We start from the raw sequence: 16255 nt of genomic DNA, 5'->3' as shown, positions 1-16255 counted from the left end.
CACTTATGAAAACACCGGAACTTACAAAGCCGGTTCTATCCATCAAATCTTTTATCTGAACATCTAGTTCTTCATTTTGAAGCGGAGTAAGTTTGTCAAAGAAAAGCGCTCTAAAAGTCGGGTACAACATGTTAATAAGAACGACGACCGCAAAGATAAAGAGAAAACTCCAAAGCCACCAAAGATCAAAGTTTGAGATTATCATATAGACTCCCCAAACCACTAAAGAGCCAAAGAGAAGCGTCATAACAAATGAGATAATGGTATCTTTTATCCACTGCCCAAGGGTTGATTTGTTAAAACCGAACTTCTCATCCAGAATAAATTTTTCATAGTATGAAAACGGCAGAGAGATAAGCGAGTTTATAACCAAAAATCCCATGACGATGGCAATATTGAGAAGCGCTTCATTCTCATAAGATATATTTTGTTCCAAAAATTTGATTCCAAAACCTATCCAAAAAATAAAGACAATATAGTCTATAAACATACTTGCAATGCTCATCTTCTCTTTTGCAACGCTGTAATTTCCCGCTTTTATAAAATCATTGTCCAAGAGAAGAACTGCTTTGCCCTTTTTTGCTCTATTTACATAACCTATCTGCATAACGCTCGTATATATAGAGATGAGTATAAAAAGAGTATAAATTCCCACTATTGTCATTAACATGCAACTGCCTTATTTTTTTGAAATTCTAACATTATTTTGATACAATCTTTTAAATTTTAAAACACTCAAGGAACATCTGTGAAAACTTTTATAAACGGTCTTAGCCTTATTCTGCCGACTGCCTTGGTTTTATATCTGCTTATTTGGATTTTGACGACAACCGAGCATTTTTTTGGCAATCTTATTTTATATGTTCTCCCAAAAGAGTACTACATAACAGGTTTGGGATTTGTAACGGGCATCGCCGTCGTATTTTTTGTAGGCTTGCTTCTAAAACTTTGGATTGTTCAAAAATTAAGAGATTTTTTTGAGTCACTTGTCGATAAAATGCCTCTCGTAAACACTCTCTACGGCGCGGTAAAAGACTTTTTCAACTTTTTCTCAAATCTCAAAAACAAAGAGAACGACATTGTAGTTCTTGTCAGTTTGCCGACACTTGATGCAAAAATCATGGGCTTTATTACCTCAAGAGATTTGGATAGATTTAAATTTTTAGATATGGAGGAGCCTGTCGTTGTATATTTTCAGATGAGTTATCAAGTGGGCGGATACTCCCTGTTTATCCCCAAAAAAAATATAACTTTTGTTGACATGAAAACAGAAGATGCGCTTGGATTTATAATGACGGCAGGAATCTCAAGCAGCAAAAAAAACAAAGCAGAGCAGATATGAGTAATCTTAAAGATAAAAAAATAGGTTTGGCGCTAGGTGGCGGAGCGGTTTTAGGAGCTGTTCATGTGGGCGTATTAAAAGCGTTGGAAGAAGAAGATATTAAAATTAAAGCAATCTGCGGCACAAGTGCAGGCGCGATTGTTGCAGCACTCTATGCTTTTGGAAAAACTCCCCAAGAGATAGAGAAGATAGTCGTTGAGTTTGAGTGGAAAAAGCTCTCATCACTTACTCTCTCAAAATATGGACTTCTCTCAAATGAAAAAATAGGCGAGATTATTAAACACAACATAGGTAAGAAAAATTTTGAAGATGCAAACATCCCGCTTGGGATGATGGCTACTGATATTACAACCGGAGAGAAGGTCATCTTGAACAAAGGAAGCGTTGCGGACGCAGTTGTTGCAAGCACATGTATCCCCGGAATTTTTATTCCTGTTGAGATTGAAGAGAGACTTTTGGTTGATGGCGGGATTGTTGAAAATGTTCCTCTTAGCTGTCTAAAAGATAAGGATGTTGATTTTTTAATAGGAGTAGACCTTGTTCCTGAGCGCTCTTACAAAAAGCCTGAAAATGTTATTGAGGTTCTATATAACAGTTTTAACTTTTTGGTCAAAATAAATAAAAAAGCTCAAACAAAAGAGGCTGACCTAACTATAAAACCAGACCTTTCGAAGTATAACGCGGTCGATATGTCTCAAATGAAAGAGCTGATTGATCTTGGATATAAAGAGACAAAGAGAATACTAAAAGAGCTTTAAAAAAGTTTACGCTTAATGTGCTACAATACTTCTAATACCAAAAAAAGGAGTCTAGTTATGCAAAAGTTTACTAAGTATATAAGATTGTCTCTTATTCCACTAAGTTTGTTATTGGTCGCACCCGTTGGAGCTCTAGCGCAAAATATGGGGCGTGATATGCCTACGTTTGAGAGTTTTGACCTAAATAGCGATGGTACTCTCACTGAGAGCGAGTTAAATGAGGCAAGAGATAAAAGAGTCCAAGAGAGAAAAGAAGACGGCAGAATGCTACGCAATACAAAAAGCCACTATGAGTTCTCAAAGATGGATGCAGATGAAGATGGTTTGGTGAATAAAAAAGAGTTTTTAGAACATCAAACTAGAAGAAAAAGATAAATAAAATCGGCGTGTTAAATCTTTTTAACACACCGACACTCCTCTACAATAAAATATAATCAATAACATCTCCACCACTACCTGTCAAGAAAATGTCAAGAAACCAAACATAAATATTTGACACTATCCTTTTATACTTTCATCATAAACTAAAAAAAGGAGAGAAAATGAAGATTATACTTACGTTGGTTGCGCTTTTTGGCATATCCTCTGCGGCAGTCGTTGATGAGTTCTTAGAAACTCTTGCAAAAGAGGCAAAAGTCCAAGATTCAAGCTTTAAAGCCTTTAGTATCAAAAGAGGCGAAGAGATTTTTACCTCAAAACATATCGGCAAAAGAGGCGAAGAGGTCTCATGCGTATCCTGTCATGGAGATGATTTAAACAAAGCCGGTAAAAATTTTTTTACTGTTAAAGAGATTGAACCACTCTCTCCAAAAACAAATCCAAAAAGATTTAGCGAGATCAAGACAATAGAAAAATGGCTAAAGAGGAACTTCATAGATGTATATAATCGTGAAGGAACAATTCAAGAAAAAGGTGATGTAGTCACATACATCATCAACAAATAAGGAGAAAAAGATGAAATCATTAATTTTATTTGCTATGCTTGGCGGCATATTACTAGCAGGCTCTTACGAGAAAAAAGGTGTTGCTCCTGTAACAAACGAGCTCTACAAAAAGGAGTGCGGTTCTTGCCACTTCGCATATCAACCAGGTCTTCTGCCATCAAACGCATGGGCGAAGATGATGTCAAATCTGCAAAATCACTTTGATACCGATGCAACTTTGGAAAAAGATGATTTTAACGCTGTCTTAGAGTATCTGCACCAAAACAGTGCCGAAAAAGCTATGAAATACAAAAGAAGCAACAAGATTGTAAAGAGTATAAGGCATGGAGAAGTTCCTGAGTCAATATCTAAAACCCCATACATGGTAAAAAAGCATAGAGAGATACGAGAGGATCTTATAACGCAGGATGAAGTAAAAGGGCTCTTTAACTGCAGCGCATGCCACACTACGGCAGAAAAAGGGATATACAGCGAGAAAGATATTTTGATTCCAAACTACGGAAAATGGGAAGATTAGGGAGGCAAGACAATGAAGTCCTATATTTGGTCGCTTCCGACAAGGGTTTTTCACTGGCTCTTTGCCCTGCTGATACTGCTTGCTTTTTTAACCGAAGATGATGACTTTCTCAACTACCATGCCCTGATCGGTTATGCTATTTTAATCCTTTTGGGCTTTAGATTTTTTTGGGGCTATCTGGGTCCAAAATACTCAAAGTTTAAAGATTTCCCCATGAGCATCGGCGAGGTCAAAGAGTTTGTTGCAAATATTTTTAGCAGTGAGCAAAAATATGTAGGACACAATCCTTTGGCTTCATATGTAATGATTGCTATTTTGGCGGTCTCTTTTCTAGCCGTGATTACCGGAGTTTTAACTCTTGGAATTCAAGAGGGAAAGGGTGTCCTATCCTCCCTAAACAGCACTTTTTTTAAAGAGATGGAGCTTTTTGAGGAGATACATGAGTTTCTCTCTGGCGTATTGATCGCTCTTATAGTTATGCATCTTTTGGGCGTTTTAAGCGATAAGCTTCTTCACTCCAAACATAAGACGCTTGAGTCCATCTTTAACGGCTATAAGGTGACAAAAGAGCAAGAGGGCATAAAACTGAACATCTTTCAAAAACTGATTGCGGCGCTGCTTTTAGCTCTGCTTGTTGCGTTTTTGTTCTTCAGCCTAACTGCTTCTAGCAATCCGTTGATTGCTTCAAAGTATGTTCCGCTGGATTACAGAGCGCAAAATGAGCTTTTTGTTGATGAGTGTGCGTCTTGTCATACTCTCTATCCGCCGCATACTCTACCTGCAAAATCGTGGAGTATTTTAATGGCGGACCTTCAAAACCACTTTGGAGACGATGCCTCTATTGATGAGACAGATAACAGAAATATTTTAGATTTTTTACTCAAAAACAGCGCGGAAAATTCGACTCAAGAGGTGAGTGTGAAGATTTTGAATTCAATAAAAAATAAAGATATAATAGCAATAACCCAGACTGATTTCTGGAAAACAAAACATGGCGAAATTCCAAAAAAAGTCTTTGCCCATGAGAACGTAAAAAGCAGAGCAAACTGCAAAGCATGTCACAGCGATATTGAAAAAGGATTGATTGAAGATGAGAAGATTAAAAATATTAACGCTTATATGTAGTCTGCTTCTATCTTTTTCTCTTATTGCGGATGATGATGATTATGAGCACAAAAAAGATCATATATACAAAAATCTAGACTATTTAAACCTAAGCAAAGATCAGCACAAAGAGATAAAAGAGATAGTTGTAGAGTACAGAGAAAAATATGAAAAATTTTACAAAAAGAGAGAAGAAAAAGAGAAGAGACTTCAAGAGCTGCTGAGAGAAGAGACGTTTGATAAAGAGCGCTACGAGCAGATTGCCAAAGATAAATGTGAAGATGCAATAGGGCTTGAAGCCAAAACATTAGAGAAGATTCACTCTATTTTGTCAGCTTCGCAAAGAGAGCTGTTTTCATACTATCTTCGGGAGTGGCAAGTTGAATAAAAAAGTTTTGCTTATAGAAGACGACCTGCAGATGCAGGGTTTTATAGCGGATTACTTAAAGGAGTATGACTTTATATGCTCTGCCTTTTCACATCCAAAAGATGCCATAGAGGAGCTTGAGAAGAACGGCTCCTACTCAATTATTATCTTAGATTTGATGCTTCCGGACATTGATGGTTTTGATGTTTTAAAGAAGATAAAAAGCATCTCCGACACTCCTGTCATTATCTCTTCGGCAAGAGGAGACATAGGAAACAAAATACACGGTTTTGACTTGGGCGCTGATGACTATCTCGCAAAACCTTATGAGCCGCGGGAGCTTGTCCTAAGAATAGAGCATATTTTAAAAAAATCTCTAAGCGGTAAAACTACGATTGGAGAGTTTACGATAGACAAAGCAAACAGAGAGGTTTCTTTGGGGGATTACTCGATTGATCTTACAAAAATAGAGTTTGAGATATTTCTGTTTTTAGTAGAGAACAGAAATAAAATCTCCTCAAGAGAACAGATACTAAATGCCACCTCACTGGATGAGAACACAAAAAACAGAACCATAGATACGCACATCTCAAACATTAGAAACAAGATAGGCGACGACCCAAAAGAGCCCAAGTACATCAAATCCGTATGGGGCATCGGCTATAAGTTTGTGGGCTAATATGTCGATTATCAGAAAAATATCCATACTCTTTTTAATAAGTTTTATCCTTATGAATATTATTGGATTTTGGATTGACAATATTAACTCCAAAAGAGTCGATGACCTTATAAAAGAGAAGTACCTAAAGATCTCAAATGAGATATTTCAAAATATAGACAACAGGGACAAAGTAGAGAGGATAATCTCAAAATATGCTCTAAAAAGAGTCGATGCTCTGGATAAAAAGAACAGAGAAATTCTCTACTATGAAAAACATACCTTTGGTTTTATCTCCATCCAAAAGGCGTCGTTTGAAGATGAGTTTGTCATTGAGATAAACTTTCTTGATGAAAACTACACCCTTAAAACTCCCGATGAGGAGAATATTAACGACAAACTAAAACTCAATATTCTCATATTTTTAGATGTTTTTGTCCTTATTCTCATATTTTTATATCTCTTAAAACTGCTCTCACCTCTTAAAAAGATAACAAAAGAGATCCAAAATTTCTCTAACGGAGATATGCAAAGCAGAATAGAGGTAACCTCAAACGATGAGATAGGAACACTCTCACGCGCCTTTAATACGATGGCTGCTTCAATAGAGGAGCTTATAAAGACCAGAGAGGAGCTGCTAAGAGATATAGGGCATGAGCTTAGAACCCCGATTGCAAAAGGAAAGTTCGCAAGCCTCAAGATTGCAGATATTTCTCAAAAAGAGCTGCTGCAAAAGATATTTTCAGATTTGGAGATACTGACAAATGAGCTGATAGAGCTGGAGAAGCTAAACTCCACAAAGCTAAACATCTCTACTTTCAGCGCAGAGACACTTATACTAGAGTCTCTTAGCAAGCTCTACATAGAAGATGAATCAAATATCGCTCTTAAAATAGAGGATGATTTTAAAATAGAGGGCGATCTACACTATCTCTCTGTCGCTCTTAAAAATCTTATTGACAATGCACTCAAATATGCCTCAGAACTTCCTATAACGCTGAAGGCTTCAAAGCAGAATATCTACGTCATAAACAGAGGCGAAAAGCTCTCAAAGGAGCTTGAGTACTACCTAAAACCATTTACCCAGGAGCTCTCTCAAAGAGACGGCTTTGGGCTTGGGCTCAGCATTGTAAAGAAAATCAGCGACAAACATAACTTTTCATTAAGCTACATGCATGAAGAGGGAGAAAATATCTTTTGTCTAAACTTAAGTCCCTCATCCGCCTGATTATAAAATATAATCGACTACTTTTGACTCCAAAGTCACGGACTTTATAAGTTCGACTACTTTTAAATGCTTCGGGTGGATTGCGTAAGAAGCTAAAGCCTCTTTTGTTTCAAACGTAGAGTAGAGAGAGAGATCAAACGCCCGCTCGGAGTCTGTAAAATTGACACCTACCTCCATAGACTTCAACTCAGGAATCAACTCTACCAGAGCATTAAGTCTCTTAACTACCTCTTTAATATTTGACTCTCTCTTTTCTTCTTTAAATTTAAACATCACTATATGAACTATCATACGAAACCCCTGCTTTTTTTGTGAAATTCTACCTAAAAAGGGTAAAATAGCCTTATGAAAAGAATTTTAAGAGAACTTTACGGGTCGACAATACTGTTTTTTTACTTCTTCAAGTGGCCTTACTTTCTTGTATTTCCATATCTTTACAACAGCGGTCTTAATAACAACTATATGCTAAATATTTTATGGTTTTTTACGGCTGGGCTTATTTTAAAAGATTTTTACACCATGTACAAAAACAGAGACCTCTAAAGAAACCCTTTCCAAAAAAACTCTGCTATTATCACTATTAAAAAGATCCCTATAAAGTTAAAAACAACCCCATATCTTGCCATATCATTGACGCTTACGGCTCCGCTGCTCATGGCTACGGCATTTGGAGGCGTAGCAATTGGGAGCATAAAGGCATAGCTTGCACACACCGTGGCTACCATCATAAAGAGAGTCGCATCAAGCCCGCTCTGCTGTGAGACCGCATATATAACGGGGAGCATGACCGATATAAGCGCCGTATTTGAGGTTATCTCCGTTGTAAATGTTATAAGCATAGCCACACTTAAAATGATTAAAATAGGATGAAGCTGCGTTATGACAATCAGGTAAGAGGCAACCTCATCGGCAAGACCCGTTGCGCTAAAAGCGGCTGCAATCGAAAAACCTGCGCCAAATAAAAACATAATCCTAAAGGGGATCTTTCCTTTGTCGTCAGTCCAATCAAGAGTGCTAAATGGCGGAGCAAAAAGCAGAAGTCCCGCACCTAGCAATATACCGTTTTCATTGAGCCCTAACCCGCTCCAGTATGGCTTAAGAGGAGCATTTAGCAGAAGCAGCAAAATAACTCCGCCAATTAAGAAAAGAACTTTTTTCTGCTCAACGCTCAGGGCTTTTTTTTCGCTCTTTATGGATACCTCTATATCTTTTACGCCAATGCTAAGCAGAGACGCAACCACAAAAAACATCACAAAAACAAGCGGAGCGACCATTACCATCCACTGCAAAAAGGAGATTGCCTCCATGCCGCTCTTCTGCATAAAACCGAGCAAAATAAGGTTTGGCGGCGTTCCTATCGGAGTTAAAATCCCTCCCACGCTGGCACCGTAGGCAATAGAGAGGGCAAACCTCATCTTAAGCCTTACATCTTCGGTTATAAAAAGAGCGATTGAGATCAAAAGCAGTGTCGTTGTGGTGTTTGAGAGGAGTGAGCTAAGCAGTCCGGAGGCTATTGTGAGCGAAAAGATTATCCCTTTTGGAGTTGATGGAAAGATGGCAAACATCTTATCTGTGACCCATCTATGAAGCTCTGTTTTCTCAACTGCTATGGCTAGCAAAAAGCCGCCGAAAAATAGAAATATTATAGGATTTGCATAGTTTAGAGTAGTGTTGCTTGTTGAGAGAATTGAAAAAGATGGAAAAAGCACAATCGGCAACAGAGATACAACTCCAAGCGGCAGACCCTCGTTTGTCCAAAGAGTAACCATAAGAGCAATAAGCCCTAAAAGTGAAGCCTGAGTGGCGCTGAAGATAGTCAGCGAGAGCGCAAAAACAGACAGACCGATCAAAATAGCTACCGCTATTTTTATTGTTGTTGTTTTAGTTTGCAAGGAAATTGCTCAAACTCACATGCGGGTCTAAACCCTCTAACATATTGTAAACTTCTCTTGCAATAGGAAGATAGAGATCTTTTTCTTTGGCTATTTTATAGAGCGCATATGTTGTTCCGATGCCCTCTGCAACCTCTCCGAGCTCCTCTACTATCTGCTCTTTAGATTTGCCCTCTGCAATCCCCAAGCCGACGCGAAAGTTTCTGCTCATGGTCGATGATGCGGTTAAAAAGAGATCCCCTGCTCCGCTTAGACCTACAAAGCTCTCCTCTTTTGCACCGTACTCTTTGCCAAATCTCTGCATCTCCACAAGACCTCTAGATATTAGCGAAGCGGCTGCATTTTTCCCAAGACCTAAGCCTTCACAAATGCCTGCTGCTATGGCTATGACATTTTTATAAGCACCCGCAACCTCTGCTCCTGCCACATCTGTGGAGGTGTATGTTTTTATAAATGATGGAAAAAAGGAGGCAAACTTTTTGCTAAGCTCCTCATTTTTAGAGTTGACTACAAGCGCGGTAGGAAGCGACTTCATAACCTCAGTGGCAAACGAGGGACCTGAGAGAAAAGCAATGTTGTTATCGGGAACATACTCCTCATATATCTCATTTAAAAATCTTCCGCTTGTAGCTTCTATCCCTTTTGCGGCAACCAATATTTTTTGATTTTTATATTTAAAATTATCTCTCAGCCAAGACGAAACCTGCTGTGCAGGAATAGCAATAACGAGATACTCCAGTTTTAAAATCTCATCCAAAGAGACAAAATTTTTCATATCTCTTGGAGTCCTTGAGGTTATATAAACTTCGCACTTCTCACTTAGTGCAAAAGCCAAAGCGCTTCCCCATTTTCCTGCTCCGATTACTCCTACTTTAGTCATATCTGCTCCCCATAATTCTTTCAAATTCGCCTAAATCTTTCTCATACCCGACCACTACAAACACATCGCCCTCTTTTATTTGATGATGTTTTGCTTTTGATGAATATATAAACTCAGTCTCCAAATCTTCTCTTAAAACCGACAAAACCAGTACATTGTACTCTGCTCCCCAATCTATATCGTATGGGTAGGCTCCTTCAAACCTATGGGCATTATCTACTCTTATCTGGGCAATTTTTAAATCACTCTTTTCATACAAAATATTGTGAAGCACTTGTGTGATTATCGGCTTTTCAAGCATCTCTACTATCATATTTGCCGTTGTCTGAATAGTAGGTATAACCCTTGAGGCTCCCGCAAGAGAGAGCTTGTCCGAACTCTCTTTATCTTCCGCCAATGCCACAATACTGAGCTCCCGAAATGCCTCTCTAAGCGAGATTGTAAGAAAGATATTCTCTGCAGTATCTTCTAGTACGCAAAATGCAGTACACTCGTCTATATTGACGCTGCCCTTTAGCTCATCCCAATCATCGCTTAGATCAAATCTTAATATTTCGTACTTGCTGTTTTGTATATTTTTATCACTGCCCTCATCAAGTCTGAATATCTTTATATTTTCATAATAAAGAGAGATGTTTTTTACGATCTCTAGCGTATAGTCGTTATACCCAAAAAGCAGTGCGGTACTCTTTCTCATCTGCCATCCTTTTTGTATAAAAAGCTATTAAACTCTTTTATGAATTGAACGTTGCCTATAAGCAGCAGATAGTCCCCTGCCTTAACAGTGGTATCATCTTTTGGATTGAACAAAAACTCTTTTGAGCTACTTTTGTAAAGCCCCAAAAGAAGTATCCTAAACTTTTTGCTCTGAAGCTCTCCGACACTTCTGTAGTTGCCTGCTATTCTCTCGTTTATAACGATCTCTTGCATATCAACGCCGTTATAGTTTGAACGAAGAGCATGAATAGCCTCAAATGCAATTTTTTGTCCTGCAAGACCCTTTGCAATCATTCCCACAAGCTCTTTTTCGTAAAAAACCTCATTTACGCCTGCAAACATCAGCTTGTTTTTATTCATCTTATTTTTTAAAATAGAGAGTATATAAACATCTTTGTTGAAAGAGCGAACGGTCAAAGCGGTATAAACATTCTCAACATCGCTGTGCCCAAGGCAGAGTATCGCTTTTACCTGGTCTTGTATGTTTATGCGAAGTTTTTTGTAGCTATCTATACTTCCGGGATCATAATTAAGAGCAAAAAAACCATCTTTTTTTGCTTGTCTCGCTTTTTTATCATTCTCTTCTAAAATAATAATCTTACTGTTGTGCGATAACTGTTTTGCAATCTCTTTTGATATCCCCTCATAACCGCATATTAGGTAAAAGCTTTTCATCTTAGCTATGTCATTTATAAGCTTGTCATCTTTTATCTCATCAAGCTTCTCTGTAAATGCAGTCACTATCAAAGAGGTTGTAAAAGAGAAGACTGCGATTCCGGCTACGATGACAAACATAGCCACAATTCTTCCCTCTTCAGTTACAGGAGTGATATCTCCATAACCAACCGTAGAGATTGTCACGACTGCCCAGTATATGGCTTCAAACATAGTATTTATAGGCGAAGCTGGATTGTTTGCCTCCATAACATATATAAGAACGGATGAGACAAAAATAATTATAGATGCAAAAATTAAAAGTGTTAAAAACTCAAACTTCTTAGTTGCAATCACAGAGCCGAATGTCTGTATGCTTTTTGCATACCTAAAGAGTTTAAATACCCTAAGGAGCACAAAGAGTCTCATAAGTCTTAACTCATGGAAGAACGGAAGTATGGCAAAGAGATCTATAATAGCCTTTATAGAAAAAACATACCGCATCTTTATGCCGATAATCTCTCTAAAAGCTTTTAAAAGACTAAACTCTCTCTTTAGCATAACGTCATATTCACTATGCTTGATGATTATCTCGCTTACACTGCTGGTTACCCAAAATCTGAGCAGATACTCTATAAGAAAAAAGATTGAGATGATGTAGTTGTTAAAAAAAAGAAGGGAGTCGTCTACATGAGACTTTACCTCTCTGATTAGTATTGCAACGCTTGAGAAGATAAGCGCTATCATAAAGAGGTCAAATATCTTTTTGTATTTGTTGGAGTCATTTTCTAAAAAATTATAAAAAAAATGCTTTATCTTGGCATAACGTTTTGACGTATTAATCGCATAGGCGCCGTCTACTATCAAACGTTTCAACAAAATACTATCCCAACTTTGCTTTTAATATCTCGTTTACGCTCTGCGGATTAGCGCTTCCTTTGGACTCTTTCATGACCTGCCCTACAAAGAAACCAAAAAGCTTATCTTTTCCGCTTCTATACTCTGCAACTTTGTCTTGATTTGCGTTAATGATAGCATCGCAGATTGCTTCAAGCGCGCCGGTATCGCTTACCTGCTTAAGACCTAACGTCTCTATCGCACTATCAACATCGCCGCCCTTCTCTAAGAGAAAATCAAGCACCTCTTTAGCAGCTTTTCCGCTTATGGTGCCATCTTCTATTCTCTTTACCAAAAAGCCAAGCTTTTTAGCTTCAACCGGAGAGTTTGAGATATTTACCTCTCCTTTAAATCTGCCTTGAAGCTCGACCGTCAACCATGTAAGAGCATTTTTAGCGCTTATGCCCTCTTGCATCATGCTCTCAAAGTAGTGTGCCATCTCAACAGAAGATGTAACAACCATAGCGTTGTACTCGCTCATGCCGTAATCTTTTACAAAACGCTCCATCTTCTCATCTGGAAGCTCAGGAATTTTGCTAAATTCCTCCATCATATCATCGGTTACAACCACTTTTAATAGGTCTGGTTCAGGAAAGTAACGATAGTCAGCCGCTTCCTCTTTACCGCGCATTGAACGGGTCTCTTGTTTTACTTGGTCGAAAAGTCTTGTCTCTTGAAGAATCTCTTTATCATAAACACCGTCTTCCCAAGCTTCACTCTGGCGAGCAACTTCAAGCTCTATGGCTCTTTGGATAAACCTAAAGCTGTTGATATTTTTTATCTCCACACGGGTGTAGAGTTTCTCGTCCCCTTTAGGGCGGATAGAGACGTTTACATCCACGCGAAATGAGCCCTCTTGCATGTTTGCATCGCCGATATCAAGGTAGCGGATAATCGAGTGGAGTTTTTTAAGATAGAGCGTAACCTCTTCGGCACTTCTCATGTCAGGCTCGCTCACTATCTCTAAAAGCGGTGTTCCTGCGCGGTTCAAATCAACTTTTGAGATAGCACCGTCATGTATGTTTTTTCCCGCATCGGCTTCAATATGCGCACGATTTATACGAATAATTTTATGGGTTCCGTTCTCAAAGTCAATTCGCAGTGTTCCATGCTCAACTACAGGAGTATAGAGCTGCGTAATCTGGTAAGCGGATGGGCTATCAGGATAAAAGTAACTTTTTCTATCAAAATATGATGTTTTATTTATAGTTGCATCTATTGCCGTTCCAAGCATTACAGACTTATGAAGCACCTCTTTGTTCAGCACCGGAAGAGCCCCAGGGAGTGCAAGACAGGTCGGGCATGTGTTTGTATTTTGTTTATGGTTAAAGCTCGTAGGACATGAGCAAAAAAGTTTAGTTTTTGTGTTTAGCTGAACGTGGACTTCTAGACCGATAACTATTTCAAACATAGTTTTCCTTGATAAAAAATTATAATATTGTGTTGGATTTTACCCAATTATGCTTTTAACTTTCATAAACACCGCCCGAATCGAGAAAAACTATTTTTTTATTATATAATTTACTCTATGAAAACCAAAAAATTATTGTGTAAAATTATCTTTTTATTATTAGCTTCATCCGCCTATTCAAGCGAATTTGATATAAAAACTTTTGGCACATTTGGCGCTGTGTATAACGACAACAGCAACTACATATACAGAAAAGATATATTTCAAAAAGACGGCTCATCCGGTGATTTAAGCTATAAAACAGATACGTTAATCGGCTTGCAACCTACACTAAAAATCAATGACGACTTCTCAATACTTCTCCAAGGCATAGTCAAAAATGATTATGAAGACAGAGTCAGGGCATCTGTAGACTGGGGATATCTCAAGTACGACTCTGGCGAAAATATTATTATTAAGATAGGAAGAATTAGAACACCATATTTTAGAAATTCCGACAACTTAAATATTGGTTATTCAAATCTTATGATTAGAGAGAGCGTGGAGGTTTACGGTCAAATTCCTTTCTCCTCTTACAACGGCGTAGAAGTGACCTACTCAGGCTTAGTAGATAAATATTTTTACACCATTCAAGCAGGATACGGAGAAGAAGAGCTAACAGTTCCAAACCACACACTTAATCAAGAGGCAAATGTAAAAATCGACAATCTCTATACGTTAAACTTGACATTCGGTACAGCCGCCCTTCAGGCAAGGGCTACATATATGAGTGCCGATATAACTGCATCAAGCCAAGCATTGAATCAGCTCTTTAGCGGCTTAAGGACATTTGGGCTGAATGAGCTGGCTGATCAATATGAGTACAAAGATAAAAAATCAGAATATTTGGGGTTTGGAATATTTTTAGATTATAAAAATATTCTATTTTTAAGTGAATATGGACAAAAAAGAGTTAAGAGCTTTATTAGAGATGTCCATGGATATTACGCTACTCTCGGTTATAGTTTTGAGAAACTTATTCCCTTTGTAACCTATGCCAAGAGCAAGATGGATGAGATTACTTATGAAGCAAACACAGTCTCACCCGTACTAAACAATCTTCTTCGCTCACAAAACACGGCACAATCATCAAAGACGATTGGCATAAAGTACTATATAAACGAAAATATTGACATAAAATTTCAATATGAGCATGTTGTTCCTAAGGGCAGTATGGGAAGTTACCATCTAAACACTCTGCAAGAGCCGCAAGAGTTAAATGTATTCTCTTTTGCTTTGGATTTTATATTTTGAAAGGGCGTTGTTGTATGAAAACTCTTTTTTTGCTTCTGCTTAACATCTACTTTTTAAATGCGCAAATAGTAGTAGTGACAAATAAAAACTCCCAAATAGATGCAATATCAAAAGAGCTGGTTCAATATATTTATCTGGCGAAAATAGATAAAATAGAAGATGTAAAAGTAGTGCCTATTTTATCAGATGATGAAAAACTGCATAACCAATTTTGCAACACCGTTTTAGAAAAAAGTGAGTCTCAATACAATAGCTACTGGGCTAGATTGGTTTTTACCGGAAGAAAATCAATATCAAAAAGATTGGATTGGCAGGAGATGGTAGAAAAACTTAAAGAGGTAAACACAATTGCCTATATAAATAAAGAAAATTTAACTAATGAGTGGAAAATTATCTATGAAGAAAATTAAGAGCTTGCTATTTTATTACAACTCTATTTCAATTCTTAAAAAGTTCCTGCTTGCACCTCTGTTTGGTCTTATTTTAGTTCTGCCGTTCTACTTTTTTATATTTTTGATTATGCTGGATATGAAGCAGTATGTAAATGACGTTAACAGCGAATTGATGCCCTTGCATGAAATCTCAAACGGCAATATTTTATTATTGGAAAAAATACTCAACGAGATGAACAGCGCAGTCATAGCAAAAGAGATTGATTGGGTAGCCTCCTCTGATAAAAATGCCGATAACATAAGAGATAATTTAAACAGATTTGCATACAGCAGCTATAAAGAAGAGATAAAAGAGACTCTGTCCGCCTTTAACAACTACTATGAAACAAGCAGAGATGTTTCTGTAAAAATTATAAATAGCAGTTATCACTATGAAAATATCGAAAACGATACAAAAAATTTAGTTGAAAAATATAATACTATTGATGCTTTATTTAAAAATTTAAAAAACAAAACAAAAACAGATATTGAAAAAAATATCAACTCTCTATACAACAGTACAAGCTTTACTTTACTTAATGGAAATTTCATATTTTTAACATGGCTGCTCATCTCTTCCATAGTTATATTTCTAGTTTATAGAGATTTAAAATATAAGATAAAAAGAATAATAGATGATTCAAATGAGATTGCGATGGGAGATGTTGATTTTGAAAAACGACTCAACATAGTCTCTCATGACGAACTCGGTCAAATTATAAAATCGATAAATATATTTATCGACAAACTTCAAAAAAATCACGAAGAGTTGTCTAACGCGAAAATAGAGTTGGATAATTTATATGTCACTGACAGGCTTACAAATATTTACAATAGAATTAAAATTGATGAGATAATCGATATAGAGCTTAAAAAGAAAAATAGATTTGAGAGTACCTTTTCAATAATTTTACTTGATATAGATAATTTTAAACTTGTGAATGACACATACGGGCACCTTGTTGGCGATTTGATTTTAAAAGAGTTTGCAGATATTCTTAAAAATAATATAAGAGATATAGACTTTTTAGGTAGATGGGGCGGTGAGGAGTTTATGATAGTCTGTTTACAAACAGACGAAAAAGGAGCAGTGGCTCTCTCTGAACACTTAAGAGTAAAGATAGAAGAGTTCAATTTCACCAAAGTAGGCAAAATAACAGCC

General features: G+C 37.3%; 19 protein-coding genes and 1 pseudogene. 13 read left to right on the top strand and 7 right to left on the bottom strand.

The annotated features are described in order from the left end of the window. A pseudogene (locus tag RQ763_RS02755) lies at window positions 1–670 on the bottom strand (M48 family peptidase); the annotation flags it as partial. A 78-nt stretch (window positions 671–748) separates the two neighbouring features. Here RQ763_RS02755 and RQ763_RS02750 point away from each other — a divergent pair. From RQ763_RS02750 to RQ763_RS02710, 9 genes are all read left to right on the top strand, one after another. Continuing rightward, on the top strand, window positions 749–1342 hold the full coding sequence (locus RQ763_RS02750; protein ID WP_314151026.1) for a DUF502 domain-containing protein: 594 nt from the start codon (window positions 749–751) through the stop codon (window positions 1340–1342). Then, window positions 1339–2100: a patatin-like phospholipase family protein gene (locus RQ763_RS02745; RefSeq protein ID WP_314151025.1), complete on the top strand. Its 762-nt coding sequence runs from the start codon at window positions 1339–1341 to the stop codon at window positions 2098–2100. Before RQ763_RS02750 ends, RQ763_RS02745 begins: the two co-directional genes overlap by 4 nt. 57 nt (window positions 2101–2157) lie before the next feature. Continuing rightward, window positions 2158–2475 (top strand): EF-hand domain-containing protein, encoded by a 318-nt coding sequence (locus RQ763_RS02740; protein ID WP_314151023.1) that lies wholly within the window; start codon window positions 2158–2160, stop codon window positions 2473–2475. A gap of 167 nt (window positions 2476–2642) precedes the next feature. Beyond that, the gene (locus RQ763_RS02735; RefSeq protein ID WP_314151022.1) at window positions 2643–3044 is read left to right on the top strand and encodes a DUF1924 domain-containing protein; all 402 of its coding nucleotides are present in this window, start codon (window positions 2643–2645) and stop codon (window positions 3042–3044) included. A gap of 10 nt (window positions 3045–3054) precedes the next feature. Further along, window positions 3055–3561, top strand: coding sequence for a diheme cytochrome c (locus RQ763_RS02730; RefSeq protein ID WP_314151020.1), 507 nt, complete (start codon window positions 3055–3057; stop codon window positions 3559–3561). Window positions 3562–3573: 12 nt separating this feature from the next. Beyond that, window positions 3574–4686, top strand: a complete 1113-nt coding sequence (locus tag RQ763_RS02725; protein WP_314151018.1) for a cytochrome b/b6 domain-containing protein — start codon at window positions 3574–3576, stop codon at window positions 4684–4686. Beyond that, complete coding sequence (locus RQ763_RS02720; RefSeq protein WP_314151017.1) at window positions 4652–5053, top strand: hypothetical protein; 402 nt, start codon at window positions 4652–4654, stop codon at window positions 5051–5053. The genes RQ763_RS02725 and RQ763_RS02720 overlap by 35 nt, the downstream gene beginning before the upstream one ends. Then, a complete protein-coding gene (locus RQ763_RS02715; RefSeq protein ID WP_314151015.1) occupies window positions 5046–5711 on the top strand; it encodes a response regulator transcription factor in 666 nt (221 codons plus the stop codon). The genes RQ763_RS02720 and RQ763_RS02715 overlap by 8 nt, the downstream gene beginning before the upstream one ends. 1 nt (window position 5712) lies before the next feature. Next, entirely contained in the window at window positions 5713–6918 is a 1206-nt protein-coding gene (locus RQ763_RS02710; RefSeq protein WP_314151014.1) for an ArsS family sensor histidine kinase, read from the top strand. Here RQ763_RS02710 and RQ763_RS02705 read toward each other — a convergent pair whose 3' ends face one another. Beyond that, on the bottom strand, window positions 6919–7209 hold the full coding sequence (locus RQ763_RS02705; RefSeq protein ID WP_314151013.1) for a Dabb family protein: 291 nt from the start codon (window positions 7207–7209) through the stop codon (window positions 6919–6921). Window positions 7210–7263: 54 nt separating this feature from the next. Here RQ763_RS02705 and RQ763_RS02700 point away from each other — a divergent pair, with 54 nt between their 5' ends. Then, window positions 7264–7461: a hypothetical protein gene (locus tag RQ763_RS02700; RefSeq protein WP_314151011.1), complete on the top strand. Its 198-nt coding sequence runs from the start codon at window positions 7264–7266 to the stop codon at window positions 7459–7461. Here RQ763_RS02700 and RQ763_RS02695 read toward each other — a convergent pair. From RQ763_RS02695 to gatB, 5 genes are read right to left on the bottom strand one after another with little or no spacing between them, the layout of a single operon-like run. Next, on the bottom strand, window positions 7458–8810 hold the full coding sequence (locus tag RQ763_RS02695) for an SLC13 family permease (protein ID WP_314151010.1): 1353 nt from the start codon (window positions 8808–8810) through the stop codon (window positions 7458–7460). The two genes, RQ763_RS02700 and RQ763_RS02695, sit on opposite strands and share 4 nt — an antisense overlap. Then, the gene (locus RQ763_RS02690) at window positions 8800–9690 is read right to left on the bottom strand and encodes an NAD(P)H-dependent glycerol-3-phosphate dehydrogenase (protein ID WP_314151009.1); all 891 of its coding nucleotides are present in this window, start codon (window positions 9688–9690) and stop codon (window positions 8800–8802) included. The genes RQ763_RS02695 and RQ763_RS02690 overlap by 11 nt, the downstream gene beginning before the upstream one ends. Further along, window positions 9683–10387 (bottom strand): NAD-binding protein, encoded by a 705-nt coding sequence (locus tag RQ763_RS02685; RefSeq protein WP_314151007.1) that lies wholly within the window; start codon window positions 10385–10387, stop codon window positions 9683–9685. The genes RQ763_RS02690 and RQ763_RS02685 overlap by 8 nt, the downstream gene beginning before the upstream one ends. After that, window positions 10384–11937 carry an ion transporter gene (locus RQ763_RS02680; RefSeq protein ID WP_314151005.1) on the bottom strand — a complete coding sequence of 518 codons (1554 nt, stop codon included), beginning with the start codon at window positions 11935–11937 and terminating at the stop codon, window positions 10384–10386. The genes RQ763_RS02685 and RQ763_RS02680 overlap by 4 nt, the downstream gene beginning before the upstream one ends. 7 nt (window positions 11938–11944) lie before the next feature. Continuing rightward, window positions 11945–13369: an Asp-tRNA(Asn)/Glu-tRNA(Gln) amidotransferase subunit GatB gene (gatB, locus tag RQ763_RS02675; RefSeq protein ID WP_314151004.1), complete on the bottom strand. Its 1425-nt coding sequence runs from the start codon at window positions 13367–13369 to the stop codon at window positions 11945–11947. A gap of 117 nt (window positions 13370–13486) precedes the next feature. Between gatB and RQ763_RS02670 the strand changes: the two genes are divergently transcribed. The 3 genes from RQ763_RS02670 to RQ763_RS02660 form a co-directional block, all read left to right on the top strand. Further along, entirely contained in the window at window positions 13487–14662 is a 1176-nt protein-coding gene (locus RQ763_RS02670; RefSeq protein WP_314151003.1) for a hypothetical protein, read from the top strand. A gap of 14 nt (window positions 14663–14676) precedes the next feature. Beyond that, entirely contained in the window at window positions 14677–15072 is a 396-nt protein-coding gene (locus RQ763_RS02665) for a hypothetical protein (protein WP_314151002.1), read from the top strand. After that, window positions 15059–16255, top strand: a 1197-nt coding sequence (locus tag RQ763_RS02660; RefSeq protein WP_314151000.1) for a diguanylate cyclase, incomplete at its 3' end; no start/stop codon positions are given. The genes RQ763_RS02665 and RQ763_RS02660, both read left to right, overlap by 14 nt.

The organism is Sulfurimonas sp. (assembly GCF_032250635.1).
GTDB lineage: Bacteria > Campylobacterota > Campylobacteria > Campylobacterales > Sulfurimonadaceae > Sulfurimonas.
Note: the sequence above shows the minus strand (reverse complement) of the source record. Positions and strands in the feature narration are given on the sequence as shown.

What these genes read in the sequence shown, in the direction of transcription:
- RQ763_RS02710 (WP_314151014.1), top strand. Translation starts at nt 5,713, where the DNA reads ATGTCGATTATCAGAAAAATATCCATACTCTTTTTAATAAGTTTTATC.
- RQ763_RS02690 (WP_314151009.1), bottom strand. Translation starts at nt 9,690, where the DNA reads ATGACTAAAGTAGGAGTAATCGGAGCAGGAAAATGGGGAAGCGCTTTG.
- gatB (WP_314151004.1), bottom strand. Translation starts at nt 13,369, where the DNA reads ATGTTTGAAATAGTTATCGGTCTAGAAGTCCACGTTCAGCTAAACACA.
- RQ763_RS02740 (WP_314151023.1), top strand. Translation starts at nt 2,158, where the DNA reads ATGCAAAAGTTTACTAAGTATATAAGATTGTCTCTTATTCCACTAAGT.
- RQ763_RS02705 (WP_314151013.1), bottom strand. Translation starts at nt 7,209, where the DNA reads ATGATAGTTCATATAGTGATGTTTAAATTTAAAGAAGAAAAGAGAGAG.
- RQ763_RS02745 (WP_314151025.1), top strand. Translation starts at nt 1,339, where the DNA reads ATGAGTAATCTTAAAGATAAAAAAATAGGTTTGGCGCTAGGTGGCGGA.
- RQ763_RS02665 (WP_314151002.1), top strand. Translation starts at nt 14,677, where the DNA reads ATGAAAACTCTTTTTTTGCTTCTGCTTAACATCTACTTTTTAAATGCG.
- RQ763_RS02670 (WP_314151003.1), top strand. Translation starts at nt 13,487, where the DNA reads ATGAAAACCAAAAAATTATTGTGTAAAATTATCTTTTTATTATTAGCT.
- RQ763_RS02700 (WP_314151011.1), top strand. Translation starts at nt 7,264, where the DNA reads ATGAAAAGAATTTTAAGAGAACTTTACGGGTCGACAATACTGTTTTTT.
- RQ763_RS02685 (WP_314151007.1), bottom strand. Translation starts at nt 10,387, where the DNA reads ATGAGAAAGAGTACCGCACTGCTTTTTGGGTATAACGACTATACGCTA.
- RQ763_RS02730 (WP_314151020.1), top strand. Translation starts at nt 3,055, where the DNA reads ATGAAATCATTAATTTTATTTGCTATGCTTGGCGGCATATTACTAGCA.
- RQ763_RS02725 (WP_314151018.1), top strand. Translation starts at nt 3,574, where the DNA reads ATGAAGTCCTATATTTGGTCGCTTCCGACAAGGGTTTTTCACTGGCTC.
- RQ763_RS02720 (WP_314151017.1), top strand. Translation starts at nt 4,652, where the DNA reads ATGAGAAGATTAAAAATATTAACGCTTATATGTAGTCTGCTTCTATCT.
- RQ763_RS02735 (WP_314151022.1), top strand. Translation starts at nt 2,643, where the DNA reads ATGAAGATTATACTTACGTTGGTTGCGCTTTTTGGCATATCCTCTGCG.